Annotated in this window: 23 protein-coding genes; 5 read left to right on the top strand and 18 right to left on the bottom strand. The window is 34.3% G+C overall.

What is annotated here, in order from left to right:
• Window positions 1-192 precede the first annotated feature (192 nt).
• The 8 genes from ACS127_RS12845 to ACS127_RS12810 form a co-directional block, all read right to left on the bottom strand.
• Window positions 193-1,218, bottom strand: coding sequence for an ABC transporter permease (locus ACS127_RS12845; RefSeq protein ID WP_440895439.1), 1,026 nt, complete (start codon window positions 1,216-1,218; stop codon window positions 193-195).
• 2 nt (window positions 1,219-1,220) lie between these two features.
• The gene (locus ACS127_RS12840) at window positions 1,221-2,213 is read right to left on the bottom strand and encodes a hypothetical protein (RefSeq protein WP_440895438.1); all 993 of its coding nucleotides are present in this window, start codon (window positions 2,211-2,213) and stop codon (window positions 1,221-1,223) included.
• The gene (locus ACS127_RS12835; RefSeq protein WP_440895437.1) at window positions 2,214-3,062 is read right to left on the bottom strand and encodes an ABC transporter ATP-binding protein; all 849 of its coding nucleotides are present in this window, start codon (window positions 3,060-3,062) and stop codon (window positions 2,214-2,216) included.
• Complete coding sequence (locus tag ACS127_RS12830) at window positions 3,059-3,190, bottom strand: hypothetical protein (RefSeq protein WP_440895436.1); 132 nt, start codon at window positions 3,188-3,190, stop codon at window positions 3,059-3,061. Before ACS127_RS12830 ends, ACS127_RS12835 begins: the two co-directional genes overlap by 4 nt.
• Window positions 3,191-3,310: 120 nt before the next feature.
• On the bottom strand, window positions 3,311-4,387 hold the full coding sequence (locus ACS127_RS12825) for a sensor histidine kinase (RefSeq protein WP_440895435.1): 1,077 nt from the start codon (window positions 4,385-4,387) through the stop codon (window positions 3,311-3,313).
• Window positions 4,384-5,058, bottom strand: a complete 675-nt coding sequence (locus ACS127_RS12820; RefSeq protein WP_440895434.1) for a response regulator transcription factor — start codon at window positions 5,056-5,058, stop codon at window positions 4,384-4,386. The genes ACS127_RS12825 and ACS127_RS12820 overlap by 4 nt, the downstream gene beginning before the upstream one ends.
• A gap of 90 nt (window positions 5,059-5,148) precedes the next feature.
• A complete protein-coding gene (locus ACS127_RS12815) occupies window positions 5,149-5,685 on the bottom strand; it encodes a GNAT family N-acetyltransferase (protein WP_440895433.1) in 537 nt (178 codons plus the stop codon).
• A gap of 14 nt (window positions 5,686-5,699) precedes the next feature.
• On the bottom strand, window positions 5,700-6,296 hold the full coding sequence (locus tag ACS127_RS12810; protein WP_440895432.1) for a TetR/AcrR family transcriptional regulator: 597 nt from the start codon (window positions 6,294-6,296) through the stop codon (window positions 5,700-5,702).
• Between the two features lie 368 nt (window positions 6,297-6,664).
• Here ACS127_RS12810 and ACS127_RS12805 point away from each other — a divergent pair, with 368 nt between their 5' ends.
• Both ACS127_RS12805 and ACS127_RS12800 read left to right on the top strand, forming a co-directional pair.
• The gene (locus ACS127_RS12805) at window positions 6,665-7,090 is read left to right on the top strand and encodes a hypothetical protein (RefSeq protein WP_440895431.1); all 426 of its coding nucleotides are present in this window, start codon (window positions 6,665-6,667) and stop codon (window positions 7,088-7,090) included.
• A gap of 71 nt (window positions 7,091-7,161) precedes the next feature.
• Window positions 7,162-7,554 (top strand): hypothetical protein, encoded by a 393-nt coding sequence (locus ACS127_RS12800; RefSeq protein WP_440895430.1) that lies wholly within the window; start codon window positions 7,162-7,164, stop codon window positions 7,552-7,554.
• 243 nt (window positions 7,555-7,797) lie between these two features.
• On the opposite strand, the gene ACS127_RS12795 is transcribed toward ACS127_RS12800, so the two are convergent.
• The 3 genes from ACS127_RS12795 to ACS127_RS12785 form a co-directional block, all read right to left on the bottom strand.
• Window positions 7,798-8,175: a VOC family protein gene (locus ACS127_RS12795; RefSeq protein ID WP_440898137.1), complete on the bottom strand. Its 378-nt coding sequence runs from the start codon at window positions 8,173-8,175 to the stop codon at window positions 7,798-7,800.
• A 329-nt stretch (window positions 8,176-8,504) separates the two neighbouring features.
• Window positions 8,505-9,218, bottom strand: coding sequence for a lysophospholipid acyltransferase family protein (locus ACS127_RS12790; RefSeq protein ID WP_440895429.1), 714 nt, complete (start codon window positions 9,216-9,218; stop codon window positions 8,505-8,507).
• A 350-nt stretch (window positions 9,219-9,568) separates the two neighbouring features.
• Complete coding sequence (locus ACS127_RS12785; protein ID WP_440895428.1) at window positions 9,569-10,132, bottom strand: NADPH-dependent FMN reductase; 564 nt, start codon at window positions 10,130-10,132, stop codon at window positions 9,569-9,571.
• A 189-nt stretch (window positions 10,133-10,321) separates the two neighbouring features.
• On the opposite strand from ACS127_RS12785, the gene ACS127_RS12780 reads away from it, so the two are divergent.
• Complete coding sequence (locus ACS127_RS12780; RefSeq protein WP_440895427.1) at window positions 10,322-10,693, top strand: winged helix-turn-helix transcriptional regulator; 372 nt, start codon at window positions 10,322-10,324, stop codon at window positions 10,691-10,693.
• A gap of 385 nt (window positions 10,694-11,078) precedes the next feature.
• Here ACS127_RS12780 and ACS127_RS12775 read toward each other — a convergent pair whose 3' ends face one another.
• The 7 genes from ACS127_RS12775 to ACS127_RS12745 form a co-directional block, all read right to left on the bottom strand.
• Window positions 11,079-11,378, bottom strand: coding sequence for an MGMT family protein (locus ACS127_RS12775; protein WP_440898136.1), 300 nt, complete (start codon window positions 11,376-11,378; stop codon window positions 11,079-11,081).
• Between the two features lie 121 nt (window positions 11,379-11,499).
• Window positions 11,500-12,117, bottom strand: a complete 618-nt coding sequence (locus ACS127_RS12770) for an HAD family hydrolase (RefSeq protein WP_440895426.1) — start codon at window positions 12,115-12,117, stop codon at window positions 11,500-11,502.
• 728 nt (window positions 12,118-12,845) lie between these two features.
• Window positions 12,846-13,661: a M15 family metallopeptidase gene (locus tag ACS127_RS12765; RefSeq protein ID WP_440895425.1), complete on the bottom strand. Its 816-nt coding sequence runs from the start codon at window positions 13,659-13,661 to the stop codon at window positions 12,846-12,848.
• 666 nt (window positions 13,662-14,327) lie between these two features.
• Window positions 14,328-15,722 (bottom strand): 23S rRNA (uracil(1939)-C(5))-methyltransferase RlmD, encoded by a 1,395-nt coding sequence (rlmD, locus tag ACS127_RS12760; RefSeq protein ID WP_440895424.1) that lies wholly within the window; start codon window positions 15,720-15,722, stop codon window positions 14,328-14,330.
• Window positions 15,723-15,945: 223 nt separating this feature from the next.
• Window positions 15,946-16,368 carry a hypothetical protein gene (locus ACS127_RS12755; protein ID WP_440895423.1) on the bottom strand — a complete coding sequence of 141 codons (423 nt, stop codon included), beginning with the start codon at window positions 16,366-16,368 and terminating at the stop codon, window positions 15,946-15,948.
• Between the two features lie 143 nt (window positions 16,369-16,511).
• Window positions 16,512-16,901 (bottom strand): DUF2752 domain-containing protein, encoded by a 390-nt coding sequence (locus tag ACS127_RS12750; RefSeq protein WP_440895422.1) that lies wholly within the window; start codon window positions 16,899-16,901, stop codon window positions 16,512-16,514.
• 101 nt (window positions 16,902-17,002) lie between these two features.
• On the bottom strand, window positions 17,003-17,341 hold the full coding sequence (locus ACS127_RS12745) for a DUF4234 domain-containing protein (RefSeq protein WP_440895421.1): 339 nt from the start codon (window positions 17,339-17,341) through the stop codon (window positions 17,003-17,005).
• A gap of 413 nt (window positions 17,342-17,754) precedes the next feature.
• Here ACS127_RS12745 and ACS127_RS12740 point away from each other — a divergent pair, with 413 nt between their 5' ends.
• Together ACS127_RS12740 and ACS127_RS12735 are read left to right on the top strand one after the other, a co-directional pair.
• Window positions 17,755-18,666, top strand: coding sequence for a helix-turn-helix domain-containing protein (locus tag ACS127_RS12740; protein WP_440895420.1), 912 nt, complete (start codon window positions 17,755-17,757; stop codon window positions 18,664-18,666).
• Between the two features lie 96 nt (window positions 18,667-18,762).
• Window positions 18,763-20,061, top strand: a complete 1,299-nt coding sequence (locus ACS127_RS12735) for an alpha-glucosidase/alpha-galactosidase (RefSeq protein WP_440895419.1) — start codon at window positions 18,763-18,765, stop codon at window positions 20,059-20,061.
• The last annotated feature ends 252 nt before the right edge of the window (window positions 20,062-20,313 follow it).

The raw sequence follows: 20,313 nt of genomic DNA, 5'->3' as shown, positions 1-20,313 counted from the left end.
TTTAATGACAGCATGCCGCGAAATCAAGTAAACGCTTATATCATACCGATATCACAAAGTCACATCGATGATTCTACTGTTTAGTTACCGTCATCAAGAACTGCCAAACCCAAACATTTTACTCTAACTTCCCCTGTCCCTCAATTAATTTTATACAAATGAATTTGAAAATTAATCAATCCTATAGCTAGGTTACTCAACTGATTTTAAAGGGGCAAACCTCTCTAATTTTCTTACTATAAAAAAAAGCAATGTCCAGAATAGGCAATGGATAAACAGAACCAAAATATTTATCCATATATTTTGAGATTGATCAGTTATTATGTCCATTAATCCGTAAAAGGTTCCAATTGATGGGAATAAATATGACATACTTCGTATAATACTAGAATCTGGGGCAAATAGATAGAATAGAAGGGGTGGTGCAATAAAAAAGATCATAACCATTTTAAGGAATACAATACCGACCATCAACCCTTCTGCTATTTCTCCGATAAACAAGCCAATCATTGCTGAAATAAACCCAGATAAAAATACAAGCAGTATATAAGGTATGATATTATCCATAGAAATTGGCATGCATATAAGTCCAGTTATAATCGTAGAACTTACGCCACCAATAACACCAATTACTATTTTCTGAGATAGATAATCAAAATAAGTCAGTGGCAAAATATCATTTACTAACTCAATTCCGTCTTCCTTTTCGCCGATCATATTCATCGAATTAAAAGTACATCCCATAAACATTGCCGTTAACATCGTTAAAACAATAAGTAGAGGTTTTACGAGATCTATTGTTGGTGTACTTGATAAGATATTAATATCTACTTTATTCAAATCCATCCGATTTCCATACATATCTGGCAGTTTGTTAGCAATCAATTGATTGACGCTAAATTCATCTCCTGCAATCAATGTCTTGATTCCATCTCCCGCCTGTAAAACCCCAATCATTTCTGTTGATGGTTCAATTATAGCCTCTTCCAATTGTATGGTATCAACATATTCAGTGACTACCCCATTTTCACCCAGCCACTGAATGATTTCAGGATCTGTTTGATTCTGTATGATTCCAAAGGAGGACTCATTGGGAGGAAGGATCGTTTCTCCAACAAAAACTCTAATCATTATTCCAATGATAATCGGGAGTAAAAAGGATATTAAACAAAGTTTATCACGACCGATGTTTTTTAGTTGATATTTTAAACCTTTCACTTTTAGCCCTCCTTTATCATTTCGCGTCCGAGCATAAATCGAACGAACAAAAATAAAACGAACATTGTTAGTCCACATATCAGATAGTACAGAAAACTCTCATCTCCCATGGAAAAGTAAGCATTTTTCAATCCGCTAAATAAATGATAGAAAGGATGATACTTCACCCATTTGACATCTATACTTGTCTGTACAGCTAAAAAAACAGGAGTCGTTGCGAAGATAGCAAATACTAAATAAAATAAGGAAAATCTTTTAAAATCTCTTAAACATAGGGCGAAGAATAGCCCTAAAAGAATCATTATAATCGACAAAATGCCCGTCTGTATAAGAATATTAACGATTAAATCTATTGATAGGGCATTAAGGTTTATAATTGTTAATAGAATGGCGAAAACAAAATCCGTTAATAAAAACAAGCTCAATTTAGATAAAATAAAAGAGGTTCGACTAATCGGTAAAATACCGTGTACTCGTATAACACCCATCTGTTTCTCCTTGAATAAGATAGCCGATATTCCTAAGAAACCAATCGCTACCAGTTCAAAAAATAAAACTTCACTAGTCATCTCAAGACGATTTTTAACTGTTTTACTATTACCTCCTATTATTTCTGCACCTTTAGCCTCTTGATTTTGTGAAAGAGTCGTTTCATAAGCATAGGCAGCTCTTAGATTATCGGTCTTTTCGCTCCCAGATGTCACCATGTGTATTTGGAGGTGTTCTTCTTCTTTTGTCACTCCAATTGAATAGTGATCCGATAGATGACTTTGCATTTCTCCTCTTGAGGATATTGAATATAAGTCATCCTGTGTTTCGGTATCTGAAGTGTCTATGCCATGTAAGTAGATTGGAAAGATAGATTGATCCGTATTGATATAGAAAAACTGAATATAACAAGAATAAAGAACCAAGGAACCTATGACGAGTAAAAAAAATCGCCCATGAACCATGGAACGAAAGTCTTTTGCTAGTAGATAAAACAATCCACGCATTTATGATGTCAGCTCCTTTCCTGTATAGCGAATGAAAATCTCTTCTAAAGTAGGTTCTTTAGAATGAATACTGACAATCTCATCATGCGGAAATAAAATGCCCGCTTCTATCTCATCAACACCAATGGTTTTTCTTAACCTCTTCCCACCAAGCATATAAGTTATTTCCGTTAACCGTTCACTATTTTTTTCCTTAAGGTTTTTTGGACGATCCCATACTTTTATCTCCCCATCAGAAATCAATGCAACCTTATCACAAAGCAAGTCCGCATCCATCATATTATGGGTGGTTAAAAATACAGTTGTGCCCTTTTGTCTTTCTCGTTGAATGATTTCCCTGAATAAAACTGTACCCGATGGATCAAGACCACTTGTAGGTTCATCTAAAAACAGAATTTTAGGATTATGAATAAGTGCTCTTGCCATGTTTACTCTTTGTCGCATCCCTTTAGAATACGAGGAAACTGGCTTTTTTAGATATTCTTTTTTAAATTGCAACATCCCAAGTACTTCTTCAATATCACTGAGTTGATTTTTGGGATAGAAAGAGGCGAAATATTTCAAGTTATCAATCGCACTTAAATTAGCGTATAAGTAAGGAAATTCAAATAAAACACCAATATTTTTTTGAAATTCTTTACTAGGAACGCCAGGAGGATTGCCCATTAATTGAACGTCACCCCTATATCCCTTAAGAATACCAATGAGTATTTTTTGAGTTGTAGATTTCCCAGAACCATTCGGCCCAAGAAATCCAAATATTTCTCCCTTTTGGACGGAAAAATTTAATCCTTTTATGACAGGAGCTTCTTTTCTATAGGAAAACGTGAGATGGTGAACATCAATCATTCTTCATCCCCCCATTTTCCTTTTTTCTGTTTCTGATTTTGTTTAGACCACCATTTCATAAACTTCACTTTAAATGGAAGCGCTATAATAAAGAGCAAGATAATAGCCAGCCACCCGTACCATTCCATCACAAAAATCCTCCTTAATCTATTCTTTTATTTAATTTTAATATAGATTAATGATTTGGAATTTGAGTGTGAGAGATGTGAAATGGAAGTGAAATCTAATGTTGATAAAGAAATTTACTTTTAACCTGATTTATGTTTAATGATGAAAGAGAATTCCACACCATCATTTTTATTGTAGATACGATATTTGATTTTTTCCATAGTAAGAATTTGCGCAACAATTGAAAGTCCTAAACCTGTACCAGCCTTTTTCTTTGTTCCTATGCCTCTATAAAATTTTTCCCATATTCGTGGAAATGCCTCCTCACGTATTGGATCACCTTGGTTGAATAAACGAAATTCAACTGAATGACTCGAAACAATAACACTTAAACGAATAATCCCATGTTTAGAAACATGATTTTTGGCATTGGATATCAAGTTACTTAATACTTGCTCCATTCGCTTCTTATCTACAGTGACAAATACACTTTCTTCTGGCAAGTCGTAGGAGAGATAAAAATCTTCAGTCGGCTGATCGATTAATAAGCGTCCTGCTACTGTTTCAACCCATTCGACAAAATCAAAATGCTCTGGGTTCAATGTCACAGCACCCGCTTCTAAAGCAGACAAATCTAGAAGTGCAACAACCATATCATTCATACGGTTTGTTTCTGATAATATCACATTGAGATATTCTTGACGTTTTTCTTCTCTTACATCGTCCATCAATCCCTCAGTGTAGGCGCGAATGACACTTAAAGGCGTTTTCATCTCGTGAGAAAGAGTATCCGTCAATTCTTTTCTTTGGGCAAGCAGCAACTTTTTCTGCTTTACATCAGTTTCCAGCCTATGTTTAGCAGCTTCAAGATTAGACAGCGCATCCTGTAAATTTGAAGCTAATTTATTAAGGTTTTTTGACAGTTCTCCAAGCTCATCCCTAGTATTTAAATCACATTCTACCGTAAAGTTCAATTGAGCAATTTCCCTAGCGGTGTCATTTATAATGATTAAGGGGTTTGTAATTATTTTACTTAATACGATATCAAATATCATAATCATCACTATCAGTAATGCATACCAGATCCAAGGATTACCCATCCCCTTAACACCAGCCAAAAATACCCCAACAAAAGATACTCCTAAGAATTTTGAAAGCAACATGACTTTACCACGAATAGTTATCAGGCTAAAATTATTATAGATCCAACTTTTCATGATCTCACCTCAAATTTATATCCAGAACGAATCAATGTAACAATATAGCTAGCTTCTTCCCCTAATTTCTTGCGCAAGGTTTTTATATGGCTGTCTACCGTCCGGGTGCTCCCTTCAAAATCATATCCCCAAATACGATTGAGTAACTGTTCACGACTAAAGACTTTGTTGGGATTCATCATCATAAACTGTAGCAATTCAAATTCTTTGAATGTCAAACTGATGGTCTCCCCCTCTACAGTTACCATTCGCGATACAGGATTAAGTGCAATTTCTCCTACTTGAATCGTTTGCTGGACATTCGATACATCGATACGTCGCAAAAGTGCATTGACCTTAGCTAAAAGCAACTTAGGACTAAAAGGTTTGGTCATATAATCATCTGCACCAAGTTCATAGCCTTTTAGTTTATCCGTTTCATCATCTTTCACGGTTAAAAAAAGGATAGGTATCTCGATGATATTTTCCCTAGCTAATTTGCAAACCTCAAAACCATCTAGCATGGGCATCATAATATCAAGCACCGCTAAATTAACAGAGTTATTTTTTAACAACATCAAGGCGTCCATTCCATTATTCGCAACAAGGCAAGTATGTCCCCCAGCTTCTAAATATTCAACGATGATATTCCGCATGTATATTTCATCTTCTGCTACTAAAATTTGAGCCATCGATCATCACCCCTTTATAGAAAAATTATACAAAAGATAATTTATCAATCAAAGTCAAATTTTATATTTCTCAAATAGGCCTCCCTTTTTTTAATTATTTCTGTGATCGTACTCGTTTTCTAAAATACTCATCACGACAATGTCATGCCATTTTCCCATTCGATAAAGGGCTTGTCGACAGCTACCCTCATGTGTAAACCCTGCTTTTTGATAGAGTTTTATCGCTCTTTCGTTAAAAGCAAACACTTGTAAATAAACGCGATGCAGATTTAATTCATTAAATGCAAATTCAAGTATCAAGGACATTGCTGCTTTCCCAATGCCTTTTCCCCACATATTTCTTGCACCAATATCCAGAACACATTCAGCAGAACGATTCTTATAATCGATGTTTATTAAGGAAATAATACCAACAGTCTGTCCCGTTTCTTTATGTTCAATCATATAACCTTTCGCATTCGATTGAGAAGCAATTGTTGAAATGAATTGCTCTGTTTCTTCCAAAGTGTATAGTTCCAATTGAGGACTCGTCGATTTCATAACTTCCATATCGTTACGCCAATTATGATAAATGGTGTAATCATTAGTGGACAGTTTTCGTAATTTAATCGTTTCGTTTTCGAACATTCAATTTCTCTCCCTTATATTAAAATATTTTCAATTGCTTTATGCATGTGATTAAGTACAGCTGAAAGATTTGGATTAGAAGTATATTGATAATGTTGATGTAGCATCACCCCATCAATCATAGAAATAAGTAATTCAGCAAAGGAGTTTACATCAATTTGTTTTTTAAATTCACCTTTTTCAATTCCAATCTTGACCAATCGCTGAATATTTTTTGAAAGTTGATCATGCCTTTCGCGTAAATATGGAACCTCTTCAATATCATGAGAAAGAAAAAACTCTGACTTAGCTCGCACTAAATTAACTTTTTTATTTTGAACAGATAAGACGGCCTTATCAATCCAAGCATTTAGTTGAAGGAGTAAAGATACCTTTGGATCAGAAATTGATAACCGATTGACTTGTAAAGCATCATCATATTTCAAGGCAGCTATAAAAACAGCATCAATATTTTCAAAATGAGCATACAATCCTCCTCGCGATACATTAGCCTCCTTGATAATATCTTTCATTGAAGCATTCGAATAACCTTTTTTAGCAAAGACATTTATGGCCGCCTTTGCTATCTCATTTTTTCGATTTTCTAAGTATTTTTCACTAACTTTTGGCAAAAATAATCCTCCCGCAACAAAATAGACACTATTGTCTATTTTAATCTATAGGTTTAACTTCGATTTGTCAATGGATTTCTTAATCATCTTACAGCTACCTTAGTTCTTTTCAAGCAAAAAAACCGATAAGATGGGATTGTCAATCTCACCTTATCGACTTTGTCTTTTAGCGTCAGATATTTTGATAATCTCAATAAAACGAAACTTCAATCAGTGGGAGTTGAACCTACAGGATATAGGTTGTGTTGCCCCGAGTTTTACGGACGATTATCTGTGATAAATACTTCACTACTAAAATCTCATCTATTGGCAAACTTGATTCAATGATGTAAAATGCAATTGTTAAACACAGAAAGGTGGACATTTTTATGAAACATCGAATGCTTATCATCGAATGGATGGGAATAATCGGACTATTATTTTGGGCAGTTGTTGTTTTATTGCGAAAAATGGAACTATTTGATACGTCATCATTGAACGCCCTCTCTCTCATCATATGGACTGCACCCAACTTCGGTGGGGCATGGTTTTCAACTGCATGGTTAAAACAATTTATTGCTCCAGCCTTTACTGCAAAATCGCTAATTAAAATTTCATTTACGAAAAAAGTCTACTTTTATGTCTGTCTTGTGATTTTTGCTATTGGATTCATTCTTGAAATTATAAATCCCTATTTACTCGGAGGAACGACTGGCTTTGATATTTATGATATGATCGCTACTGCGATTGCGGAGCTATTAATCTTCATTCTTCCTGTGTGGCTTGTCCCAGAATTGTTTGAGAGTAAACGTTGATTTAAAATGACGGAATTTTGCACAATATTGAAACAAGAATAGATTTAATCGTTAAGAATGTAGGTGAGGAATTGACAAAAGTATTAATGAACATAAAGAATATAAAGCCGAGTCAATTATATATAAATCAAGCAAAAATTGAGCGTTTAGCAACCTTTAATCCTTTTGACTTTACTAATCATTCCCCTCTACCAATCAAACGATTTGGAAATGATATATTTTTTACTGATGGTCATACAAGGGCCCTCTTATACTTTAGGGCTGGAATAAAAGAAATCCCTGTATATTGGGATCAAGATTTTCTTAATATGGAATTATATAAGATCTGCTTGGAATGGTGTCAAGAAAAAAATATGGCTTATATGGGTGACTTGGACAATCAAATTGTATCCGATGAAAGATATCACGAGTTATGGATTAAAAGATGCGAAGATTTGGCACGAAGGATAGCTTTACGGAAATAATAATTAAAGAAAGCAATGTTGGTGAGTGCTTTTGAATTGACTAACATTGCTTTATCTATTCTATAGAAAAGGTCAGTTAATTGCTTTATATTTAAGTCGATGGAAACCAAGTAAAAGGAAGATCTTTTTATATGAAAACACTAAAAATTAGGCACTGTTAAAGATTAATGTGGCTATAAGTGGAAAATTGACATTTATATAAAAATTTTAATTCATTTTTTTAAGTACAAGTTTGCAAATATATTATTCAGAAGTAATTCTTAAAAAGTATCCATCTGGATCAGCAACTTTAAAACCTCTCATATCCCAAGGATATTTTTCCACTTCAACCTCAATTGGATAATTGTTATCAAGGCAGCGTTGATATACTTTCTCCAATTCATCCACAACTATAATTAGCTCAAAACCATTTCCTTTAATGTCACTTTTAGCTTTATGGTTAAAATAATGATTATCTCCTAAGGCTGATTCAGAAGTAAGCAATAATGAAAAACAATCATAGTTAAAACGTGCTCCTCCTTTATCTTTGCCATATAACTCTAAACCGATAATGTTTTGATAAAAATTTAATGATTTCTCGAAGTCTTCTACATATAGCTCAACTCTAAAAAGAATACTCATTTTGTTCATTCCCTTCCCATTTTTTAACTTTCTTCAAGAAACCCATTTCCAAAGTTAGATAATCTTTAGAATTTACATGAGGAGTTTAATTAACCTGAGTGTATCATAGGTTTCCAAATTTCATATTAAATTCCCTCTAATAATCAAATTATTCATCATAACCTTAATTCTTCAGTGTCGCATATCTTCCAACACTTAGAATCAAGCAAGATAATTGTTTACATATTTAGTGGCAACATCCTTAAATCATTTGTATCCATCCATTGCATGTTTTCATATTACTAAATTAACTCAAACTTTTAACGTGAAAAGGCTACAGAATCTTGCCTTTATTCGGTGGAGTGATGAGAATAAACACCTCTGTATTCTTTGGGCAATAAAGCAGCAATACTGGTCATTAAGGTATTAAGCACTCTTGTTTCATATTCTTTTTTAGTTTCACTTCCATCATTACTTTGAATATCTATCCATTTACCGATTTTCACGTTAACAGTTGCGTACTGGAATTTTTCTTTAGCCATATCCTCATCGTTAATGGGTAATAATTTTTCTGTTCCAGTCAATCCGATTGGAACAATTGAAGCATTGGTTAACTTTTGGATCAAAACAACCCCTTTTTTCGCCTCTAACATACTTCCATTTCTGCTCCTTGTTCCCTCTGGGAAAATTAAGATGTTATTTTTATCATTAAGTAATTTAACTATCTTTTTCAAACCTGCTCGATCTGGTGCATTGGGAATTATAGGTAGGGTATCAAGTGCCATAACTCCTAGTTTAGTATAGCTATCGTTTGATAACTTTACTCCTGAGACAAATGTAATACTCTCCTTTGATAAAACTTTGTTTAACACTAATCCATCAGCATTACTCAAATGATTACATATAAATATAATCGGTTTAGTTACATCTTTTAAATTCTCGTAATCTTCAATATGTCTATGAGCATATTTATTAATAAATTTATTAATGATTGAATTTGCTATATACTTAACAAGTTTTTGAGGAAGGTATCCTGAAAGCTTTGTAACCAGCCTAATAAACATCAAAATATTCCTTTCTATTCAGAAAATGAGTTCGTCAAATCTATTTTGCTTTTAAATATATGAACTATTATATCACTTATTGTAGAGTGTGTCGGTATCTATTAGAAAGGAATCTATTGATAGAAAAAATAGACATTCCAATTTTTGAAATGTCTACTTATTCTCATTTGATTTTCAATAAAAGTATCTTAATGTTCTACACTTTTCTAAGATATTTTGCCTTATCAAAACTCATTCAAAAGTAGTAAATGGTTCCATTTTAACTTTGAAAAGCTTAGCTTAAGTCCGTATTTTGAGGAAAATCAATTTTTACGCTATTTTTTTATTACTCAAGTGAATGACTTCTAAATCTATCTCACAGATTTAAGAGCCGTTGACCAAGCGACAACATCACCAATCATTTCGTTTAAAGTTGGCTCGTGAACTGCCATTGGCTTGAAAATAGTCATATTTTCAAAATCATTAAATAAACTAAATGCACCTTGAGGAGTGACAGTTGCTAACTTTAAGTTTGATAGAGTTGTACGTAAGGCTAGCGAAGCAGCCATCCCTAGAGTAGAGCCATAGCTCACAATGGCGGCAGCTTTATGGTGCCACTCAGTAGCTAGGTAATCTAGGTGATCCTTAAGACCAGATGGGATATTTTTATTATAATCTGGTGTGACAAAAATAAAACCATCAAATCCATCAATTTTTTCTGACCAAGCTTTATGTGCTTCCGTTGAATATTCTTTGTTTGCCATAAGTGGCGGAACGGCATCACCAAAGCGTTCAAGACCAGTTTCCTTAATATCTACAATTTCAAATGTTGCATCTACATTTCTACTATCAGCAAAATTTTTAATCCACTCCGCAACTTGTAGATTTACACGCACTTCACGTGTGCTCCCTGTAATAATACCCATTTTGACCATGTATGAACCCTCCATATAAATTTATATTGTTGAACCAAATGATAGGTTGTATCCATTTGCTACTAGAGTTATAATAAACCCATAGTTTCTTTTTGTGAAGAAGGCACTTTAATTAAACATAGTTACTTTTAGGAAACTATGTGATATACAGGGCTTTTACGTATATCAATGGAAAGGAGAGATTTTAAAATGGTCAATCAATCAAAGGGTGAATATTGTAGAGAACTTCAAGCTGCATTAGATATTATTTCAGGTAAATGGAAGCCGATTATCCTATTCCATCTCATGGAGAACGAAAAATTACGTTTTAGTGAGCTACAACGTGCTATTCCAGAAATCACTAGGAAAATGTTAACTTCACAATTAAGGGAATTAGAATATAATAACATTATTCATCGAAAAGTTTACCAACAAGTACCGCCAAAAGTAGAATACTCCCTGTCAGAATACGGACATGGGTTAAAACCATTACTAGTATCCATGAGAAGTTGGGGATTCGATCATTTAAGACGTTTAAAAGATTTATATGGAGAAGATAACGAACAGTTGACAGGAAACTAATTTCATTGATTACAGCAATGAATACGGAAAGAGAAATGAATCATTAATATAAAATAAATCGATTTAAAGAACCCAAATTACTCTAATTAAAGTAATTTGGGCTTTTTATCATTTTGGACGAGAAGACTCCATCCTCAAGCGTAAGCTGGGGTGGAGATGAATCATCTTTTTTTGTAGTAAAACACCTGTTTGTATGGTGTAATACCCCTATACGAAATGTTCTTTGAAAACTGGATATATAGGGTTATGACAAGAAATGCTTTGTCACGTAAAATCTCCAAGCACACGAGGTCAATTTTCTTATTGAAACATTAATGTAGTCTCTATCCAACTGCAAATATTAGGTAATATAAATGCCCCCGCTAATCACATGATATTTCTTTAATCAGTAATCCCACCGGCATTTCTTTAAATCAACATGCGTTTCATTTTTCAGAGGAATGCCTTCACTGCGAAGCAAATTGCCCTGTTCACTCCACCCTGGAACTAACCTGCCTGCGTGATTAACCACTCTATGGCAAGGATATTCTCCATAGTATTCTGCCATACTCAGAACTTTCCCAACTAATCTCGCATTCTTTTCTCTGCCGATTAATTTGGCAATTTGTCCATATGTAGCGACATTGCCCTTTGGTATTTCTTCTACAACGGAAAGAATCTCATAAATCAAATCTTCTTCTAAAATGCGTTTCATATTACGATAACACCCGTCCCTCAACATATTGATTTGTTCGGTTTTTAATTCCATTTTCAAACTAAGTAAAATAAAAGACCGTAGCTGTTAGTTGATTAGCTACGGCACTTATTTACTTTTCCTTCGTCATTATACCGATTTTTTCAAAATAAGTAAGCAGTTTAGAAATATTTCCATCAAATACGTAACCTTGCATTCCCTGACTAGCTGCCCTCTCAATATTGATCGGTAGGTCGTCGATAAAAAAACAATCTGCCGGTTCAAGATCAAAATGCTCAAAGAATTGCTGATAAATTTCTGGCTCTGGTTTGATACATTTCCAGTCTGATGAGATAAATATTCCGTCGAAATAGTCCAGTCCAGGAATAATATGTTTAAAACGGTAAAAATCATTGGATACATTTGATAAGAGATAAATGGAATACTCATTTTTCTTTAAACGCTTAATAACTTCTTCCATTTCTGGGATAGGAGTCATTTTTTCAAACCATGTATCCATGATAACTGAAACAGAGGAATGAAGATCCTCAGGCAGCCGTTTTTTGACATTGTCAATGATTTTATGTTTAGTAATTGTGCCTTTATCATATTGAAGCCATTCTGTAGAATAGAAAATCTCTTTTAACAGCATTTCCTGGTGCTCTTTATTTGATGTGAAGGTTTGAATAAACTGAGCTGGAGCATATCGAATAAGGACATTCCCCATATCAAAAACAACATGTTTTACCATATACTGATCCTCCCCATATATGAAATGAATAAGATTTAATCGTAAAAATCCTTTTTATCTTCTCTAACAGTATAACATAAGATAAGAATATGACTTAATTCGAGTTAGAACAACATTGTCTATTTCTTATATGCAATGGCATCCATTTATATATGAAGTCCCTCTGGACCTCTAATATGTGCAAAATCTGTTTGGTTCGTTTTTCTTGCTGGATACTGACCAGCAAAACGTTCCTTAAATACTTTTTCCATGATCGGTATATTCCAAGCCTCTCATCTGCGGAGGGGAGCTCTATATCCCTATTCTGTTTGTTCATGAATAAATCTTTTTGTTCCACCCTCTTGATCGATTACTTTGCTTAACCTGACAATATTGCTGCGATTACTCGCCCCACCGAAACCCGTTGTTGACTCGAGTTTTACGGACGGTTATCTGTGATAAACGTTAAAACTAATCTCATACCACTTCTATCCTTCACTAACATCACTAAAGGAATTTAATAGCTTTAATGATTTTAGCTGTATGCTGTTAAAAGACAAGTATCGTCCTTTTGAGTCTAATCGTTTGCCCCAAACAAGCTATTTTTAGGGTTTGTCGTGAAAAAGTCTTGTGTTATATAAGTGTCAATCCACTAACAATGCACACCATTTTGTAAAACTGCTACTCATCATAGCTGTCTGAAAACCAGTTTAAGGCTACAAACCTTCAATCGGTTTGTAGCCCTAAATTTACTTGCTTACTGGAACAGCATCATAGTATTCTTCAAGAGTAATATCTCGTTCCTGTATTTCTTCTGCAATATCTGGTCCGACATATCTAAGATGCCAAGGTTCATATTTATATCCTGTAATTTCTTCTTTTCCTTTCGGATAACGAATAATAAAGCCAAACCTATGTGCATTGTCAGCTAGCCATTTCGCCTCTGGCTTATTATCAAAACAATCTGAGACCGCACAACTACCATCAGCTCCGGCAACATCAATAGCCAATCCAGTTTCGTGTTCACTTGTTCCTGGATACGCACTATAAGTTTGTGCCTTTTCTAATCCATCCTTTTCAACATAATCATCAAATAGCTGTTTTTGTCGTTCATTAGAGCGATAAGCAGAAACTCCTGCTAGTGGGAGACCATCCTGATCAGCAGCTGCAAATAATTTCTCTAGGGCTTCAGCCGCTTCTGCCCTCATCATCCGCTTCTCAATTTGTTCTTCAAATGTAAATCTTACATTAGGATACACGAGGTCATCAGGTACATATCCGTCCGGTAACATATTCTGTGGGTTGACCAACACAGCTTTGGCTTCTGGATTAGCGACAACAGCTCGCTCATTAACATTATTTTCGAATTCTAATTGAATATTGCTATTATTTTTATCTTGCTTGGGTTTATTTTCTTCCAGTTCTGATCCTTGATTATTCGGTAAATTTTCCTGCACAGCTTTATTCGGCTGGATTATAAAATAAACAACCATAGACAACAGACCAATCATACCGAGCGATAAGATAATTCTTTTGTTGACTGTTTTCTTTCTTTTTCTATTCATCACTGTTTCCATACCTTTCTTTTCATTGTTATTCTAGAATGCTTCAAATTATAAACTCTGGTTGTATCAAAGTTGTATCTCACTTTTGATTTAAGACCTCCCGTATAGAATAATGAGTGTACTAAAAAGATTTCATGAAACAGAAATTATAGTCATGAAAACAATTTAGGAGAATGAATCGGTCATTACTACTAATATTGCGACAAATATTTAGAATCGGAAAAAGACAGAATTAATAAATGGTTATGAGATGTACATTAGAAGGATATTACATTGGATCATAAAGAAGAATAAAAAATCAATTTTTTCACTTAATAAAATTAAACGCAGATGAGGAATAGTGGCCTTTGGTTAGAAACAACGTGTCTTTCCACTTTTGAGTGAAGCCGCGAATATCATCAAATCGTTCTAGAAGGAGGATTCTGAGTTAAGGACAGCAATAGAAGCTGAATATGTAAGGAAAAGGATAAAAAATAGACGTCCAATTATGAACGCCTAAAAAGGTTAAAATCTATTCAAGATTGAGTTTTTATTTTGTTGTGTTCCCTCACAACAGATTGATTCCTACTGAAACGTCAATATAGTGTTTTAGCACTTTTTCACGTCCATTTTCTCCATTTGTTTCAAAGTAAGAATGCTTGTAAAACAGCTTGAAACTAAGGATTTCTACGTAGTTCGGCGACATAGCAACGTTATCGCCTCTACATGCACAGTATGAGGAAATAAATCAACGGGTTGTATTTTCTCTATTTTGTAACCAAACGGCATAAGCTCTTTAAGATCAACGGCTAAGCTTTCTGGATTACAAGAGACGTAGACAATTCGACTCGGTTGTGCTCTTCCGATTCGACGCATCACTTTTCCCCCTGCTCCTGATCGTGGTGGGTCAAGCATGAGTAAGTCAGGTATACCAAATTCCTCAATCACTTGATCGATTCCCCGCCTGGCATCTTTAGCTAAAAAGGTTGTATTATCAATGCCATTATCTCGTGCATTTCTTTTGGCGGATTCGATTGAAGCCTCAACAATTTCTACACCTGCTAGTGCTTTCACTCGATTGGCGAAAGGTAATGAGAAGGTTCCAACACCACAAAATAAGTCAATCATTTTCTCTTCTGGTTTCGGGTCTGCCATCTCGATCGCTAACTCAACTAATTTCTCAGCTTGTCTTGGATTGGTTTGGAAGAAGGTATCAAACCATAAACGGTAACGATAGCCAGACATCTGATCATAAATAAAATCTCGTCCTGCTAAGACATACTGTTCCTCGGCTTGGGTTCGATCGGCCCAATCGTTATTGACAAACCAAATTAAACTTTTCACTAGGTTAAATTTAGTCGTAATTCGGTTCACTAGGTCGTCTGCAATTGCTTTTAATTCCCCTACTGGAGCTTCTGTTGCAAATAAGCCGAGCATCATTTCTCCTGTTGCGTATGATTCTCGAATCATTAGATGACGCAGCAATCCTTTATGATCTTCCTTATAATATCCAGGTAGTTCATGTGTTTTCGCCCAATCTGCTACTTCTAACAGAGTTTCTACGGTTTTTTTACCGGCTATTAGACAAGTTTCTAAACTTATAATCTTTCTGAAATTCCCCTGTTCATGTAAACCTAGTGAGCCATCCTTGGCAAAAGTAAATTCCATTTTATTACGATAATGCCATGGGGAATCTGTTCCAATCGTATCTTCAATTAAATCCGTATCAAATCCTTGATTAGCAAAACTTTGCCGAACATAGTCTGTTTTTGCTTTCAATTGACCATAGTAATGCCAGTGCTGGAATACACAACCCCCACAAAGGTCAAAGTGTGGACATTTAGGTTCGACTCGATCTTGATCCGCTTCAATAATCTGATCAGCAAATACCCGTGCCCATTTTCGATTGGGTTGATTAACAGTAACCTTAACTTTTTCTCCGGGTATCGTCTGCGGGATCGTTAATTTCAATTTTTTCGGATTAACTTGTCCAGTATCACGCCAAACAACAGCCCGTCCTGAGCCTTTTTTATCAATATGTGTAATTGTGGTTTCAAAACTTTCTTGTTCTATGTTAGTCAATGTTACTCCCCCTAAATAAGATCCTATCTAAATGATGATCAAAAAAATAGTATGTTCCTACATTATAAGAGATTCCCAGATTATTCGCACTAAATAATAAACGTTTATTTATTTTTTAAAATTCAAGTTATTCCGATTGACAGAAGTCAATCTTATAAATATTAATAAAAGTAACAAGAACTCTAGCTACCTAAGGTCCTTGTTACTTTTGTCTTTAGTTATTTTATTCTTGAATGTGTTCTAATTCAATCCGTTCAGTTTGATTGTTCCACTCTAATTCTACACTAATCTTTGCTTTTTCAGATAATGAATTCTCTGCTAGATTATCACCAGATATATATAATGCACTAATTTCTTGTGTTTGATCAAATACTTCTGTATCCTCAAGAACACCGATTTCGCCTAATTCAAATCGATAGTTTATTGCTTCAATTTCTTCAGACTCTCCAAGTTCACCATTATAGCTTATAACTAGTTGATATTCATATTGATACTGGTCCTCTTCAAGTTCCTTTTCTTGATAATCAAGTTCAGCTCTCCAGTTTGTTGCCATCCCTTTATATCGGGATTGGTGAGTTCGTTGATCATTTTGACAACCAATTAATAGACTGGTACATAAAACAAAGATAAATACTATTTTTTTCAATATCATCTTTCGCTCCTTTTGAATTCGAATGAGTCTCCCTATAACTAAGCATAGCTCGCATAGGTAACCCATTCAAATCAATAGGACAGATTCATATAGTCTGTAGCTATTTATCTTTAATTATTCCAGGAACAAACGATCGATCAAATCTTCGTTGGAGCGAATCCATCAAATATGGTGAAATTTCTCAAAATGCCAAATAGTACCGTTAACACTAGCATTACTCCCATTAATAACTTGCTTTGCTTAACTTTTCCTTGTTTTTCTAATAAGTAATACAGCAAAAGTAAGGGAAGAATGAGAAATATAAGCATATTGAAACGAAAAGATTGATAGATTTGACCATCTAATAAAGCTATAGCAGCTCTCGTCATTCCGCAACCAGGACAATAAAAGCCTGTTAACTGCCTGAAAGGACATGAGATATGGATACCAAAAACAGGTGAAATTACTTTTAAGTAAAGAATTCCGCTGCTAATGATAAACAGTGTTAGATACACTTTTTTATGAATACGATTCAAAAAAACCTTCATAAAATCAATCCTTTTAAGCTTTGAGTAAAAAAAATTGGCTGTTGTTCTTCACTATTTGACAGATTAAAGTGAAAGGACTACAGCCAACGATTGGCTACCTATTATGCAAAAGCATTCACATCATTCTGAATAATCGCATTTGAAACAATACCTAAACCAAAGATAGCCAAAATTAAATAAATTAAGCTGTTATCTTTAACCATTTTATCATGTTTCTGTTGAGCCATCATTAGCTTTGAGCCAACAATATAATACCAGAAAAAGGTATAAATACCACAGGTAATTATTGTAAGTAATAGGACCTTTCCACCACTAAATGAACGATCACCACTTAAATAACCAATTTCCTCAGTAATTGCGAACATCCAATAAATATTATAAATGCCACATGTTATCAATGATAAAATAATAACTATTCCTACACTTCGATGTTTAACCATTTTGCCCCTCCTTTTTATTTCAATATCTAGTATAATAATAAACTTTTATTTAGCCAATACCTTCACTGAAAATATTACCAAAATTCAAAAACAATTAATTTATTCTAGCAAAAAATGAATCCATTATGACATTAAATGTCATAATTAAAAAATAACAAAATTTATCTTTTTTATATTGACAGCATATCAAATACCACGTGACTTGCTAAATGTACTCACAATCATAGCAATCAACATTCATTAAACAATATTCATTCATCCAATAATAATGCTCTTTCGCATCCTCCTTGGTATCATAATCACATTAAACCTTAAAAGTCCCCTTTGTCCGATCCCTAGCCTTATCTTATATAAACATGGATGGTAAGAAGGTCTACTAAACAAACTATACAAAGTTCGATAAATAAATTAAAATGAAGGCATTAGAAAGCGTTAAGGGGGAAGTTGTCATTAATAATAATATCTCTTACGGATTTCAGCTAAAAGGTCAGCATCAACAAAAATCAGTCGGTATGTATGCTATTGGTCATGAAAAGCAAATAGATACTAATTATGCTTGGGATGGTCGCAATCGTTCTGATGACCATTGCTTTGTGTTCCAATATACGATAAGTGGCACTGGTGAAATCAAAATTAATGATACAGTTTATCCTTTATCCAAAAATCATGCTTTTTGGATCGAAATTCCTAGTGATCACTGCTATTACTTACCTGAAAGTTCAACAGAATGGGAATTTATTTACATAACTCTATTTGGAGATACCAGCGCTCAGCTTTACAATCAACTTGTGACGAGGCATGGCCATATTTTGATTTATTCTGAACAGTCCCCTGTTATTCAATTAATTTTTAAATTTCTCAATCAAATTAAGCAACAACAAGTAAAAAATAGTTATCGTGCTTCAGCCCTTGGCTATCAATTTTTAATGGCTTTAGTTGAAAGCTTAGAAGAACAAGAAAACCATATAAAAACATTTCCTAAACCGATCGAAGACGTTATCAGCTATATGAAGAATAATTTTCAACAAGATTTAAGTCTAGAAGATTGTGTTAAACAATCAAAGCTATCAAAATATCATTTTACTAGACAATTTAAAAAATATGTTGGCAACACACCAATACAATATTTAACTACGCTAAGAATTCAGCGAGCCATTGAATTGTTACTTAATGATCGTGCCTCCATCCATGAGATTGCAGAAAAGGTGGGTTATCAAAACGGCAACTATTTTGCAAAAGTTTTTAAAAAACAAACGGGTAAATCCCCAAACGCCTACCGGCAAACACGTTTATCAATGTCTGTTGATCATTGGTTTACAGATTAAACAGCAATATATTACTCTTTTTATTTTTATTTGCGATTGAATATCATCACTATCCCGTTAGAATAAGAAGTAAGATTAAACGAAGGAGATGAGTTCATGAATAAAATTACTTTTCTAGGAGCAGGCAGTACTGTTTTTGCTAAAAATGTACTAGGTGACTGTATGACTGTCGATGCACTACAAGATTTTGAATTTGCCCTTTTTGATATTGATGGAGAACGTTTGAATGATTCAGAGTTGATGCTTAATCATTTAAAGAAAAATTTAAACTCTAATGTGAAGATAAAGAGCTATTACGATCGTAAAGAAGCATTGCGCGGTGCCAAATACGTCATCAATGCCATTCAAGTTGGCGGCTATGACCCTTGCACAATCACTGACTTTGACATCCCGAAAAAATATGAACTACGTCAAACAATTGCTGATACTTTAGGAATTGGAGGGATTTTCCGTAATTTAAGAACGATTCCTGTTATGAAAGAATTTGCTCGCGATATAAAAGAAGTTTGCCCAGATGCTTGGTTTTTAAATTACACCAATCCAATGGCAGTTTTGACTCATGTCATGCTTAATGAAGGAGTTAAAACAGTCGGGCTTTGCCATAGCGTTCAAGTCTGTGCGGATCACTTACTAGATATGTTAGGGCTACCTAAAGATAATATTCAATGGAAAATTGCCGGTATTAATCATATGGCTTGGTTACTTGAGATCACCCGTAATGGCGAAGATTTATACCCTGAAATTAAAAAACGAGCGAGAGAAAAGCAAAAGGAGAAGCATCATGATAGGGTTCGTTTTGAATTAATGGATAAGTTCGGTTATTATGTAACCGAATCATCTGAACATAATGCTGAATATCATCCATATTTTATTAAGAAAAACTATCCTGAGTTAATTGAACAACTAAATATTCCACTCGATGAATATCCAAGACGCTGTGTGACACAAATTGAAGACTGGAAAAAAATGCGTGAAGATATTGTGAACAATCAAGACTTAACCCATGAGCGCTCTAATGAATATGGTTCATATATTATTGAAGCGATGGAAACAGATCATCCGATTAAAATTGGCGGTAATGTGTTAAATACAGGTGGTTTAATCTCAAATCTTCCAGAAAAAGCAGTTGTTGAGGTTCCTTGTTTAGTTGATGCAAGCGGTATTGCCCCTACTTATGTTGGTGAACTACCAGAGCAATTAGCTGCCTTAAATCGAACCAACATTAACACACAACTGTTAACAATTGAAGCCGCAAATACACAAAGAAAAGATAAAATTTATCAAGCTGCTTTGCTTGACCCTCATACAGCAGCTGAGCTATCAATTGATGACATCATTGCACTTTGCGATGACTTAATTGAAGCACATGGTGACTGGTTACCAGAGTATTCATAAATTAATAGTGCTCTAGGATTAACAAATAACTTATCGTTAGTCTTAGAGTACTTCCATAGTAAAGGGATATTATCTGATGACCAAATTCAACGGATTGATTTTGCTCGAGCTTTAGTATCAGTTTTTTCTTAGATCAACCTGGCTCGGCTTTAGATAAGAAGAATGCTTAGCATCTTATGAATTATATTGTTCAGATAAACCAATCAGTTTTGCTCGTTTCCTACAAACAAAAATCAGTTTCATCGTCTTTTT

The organism is Amphibacillus sp. Q70 (assembly GCF_052055485.1).
Taxonomy (GTDB): domain Bacteria; phylum Bacillota; class Bacilli; order Bacillales; family Amphibacillaceae; genus Amphibacillus.
This window is presented reverse-complemented; position numbering and strand designations above follow the sequence as displayed.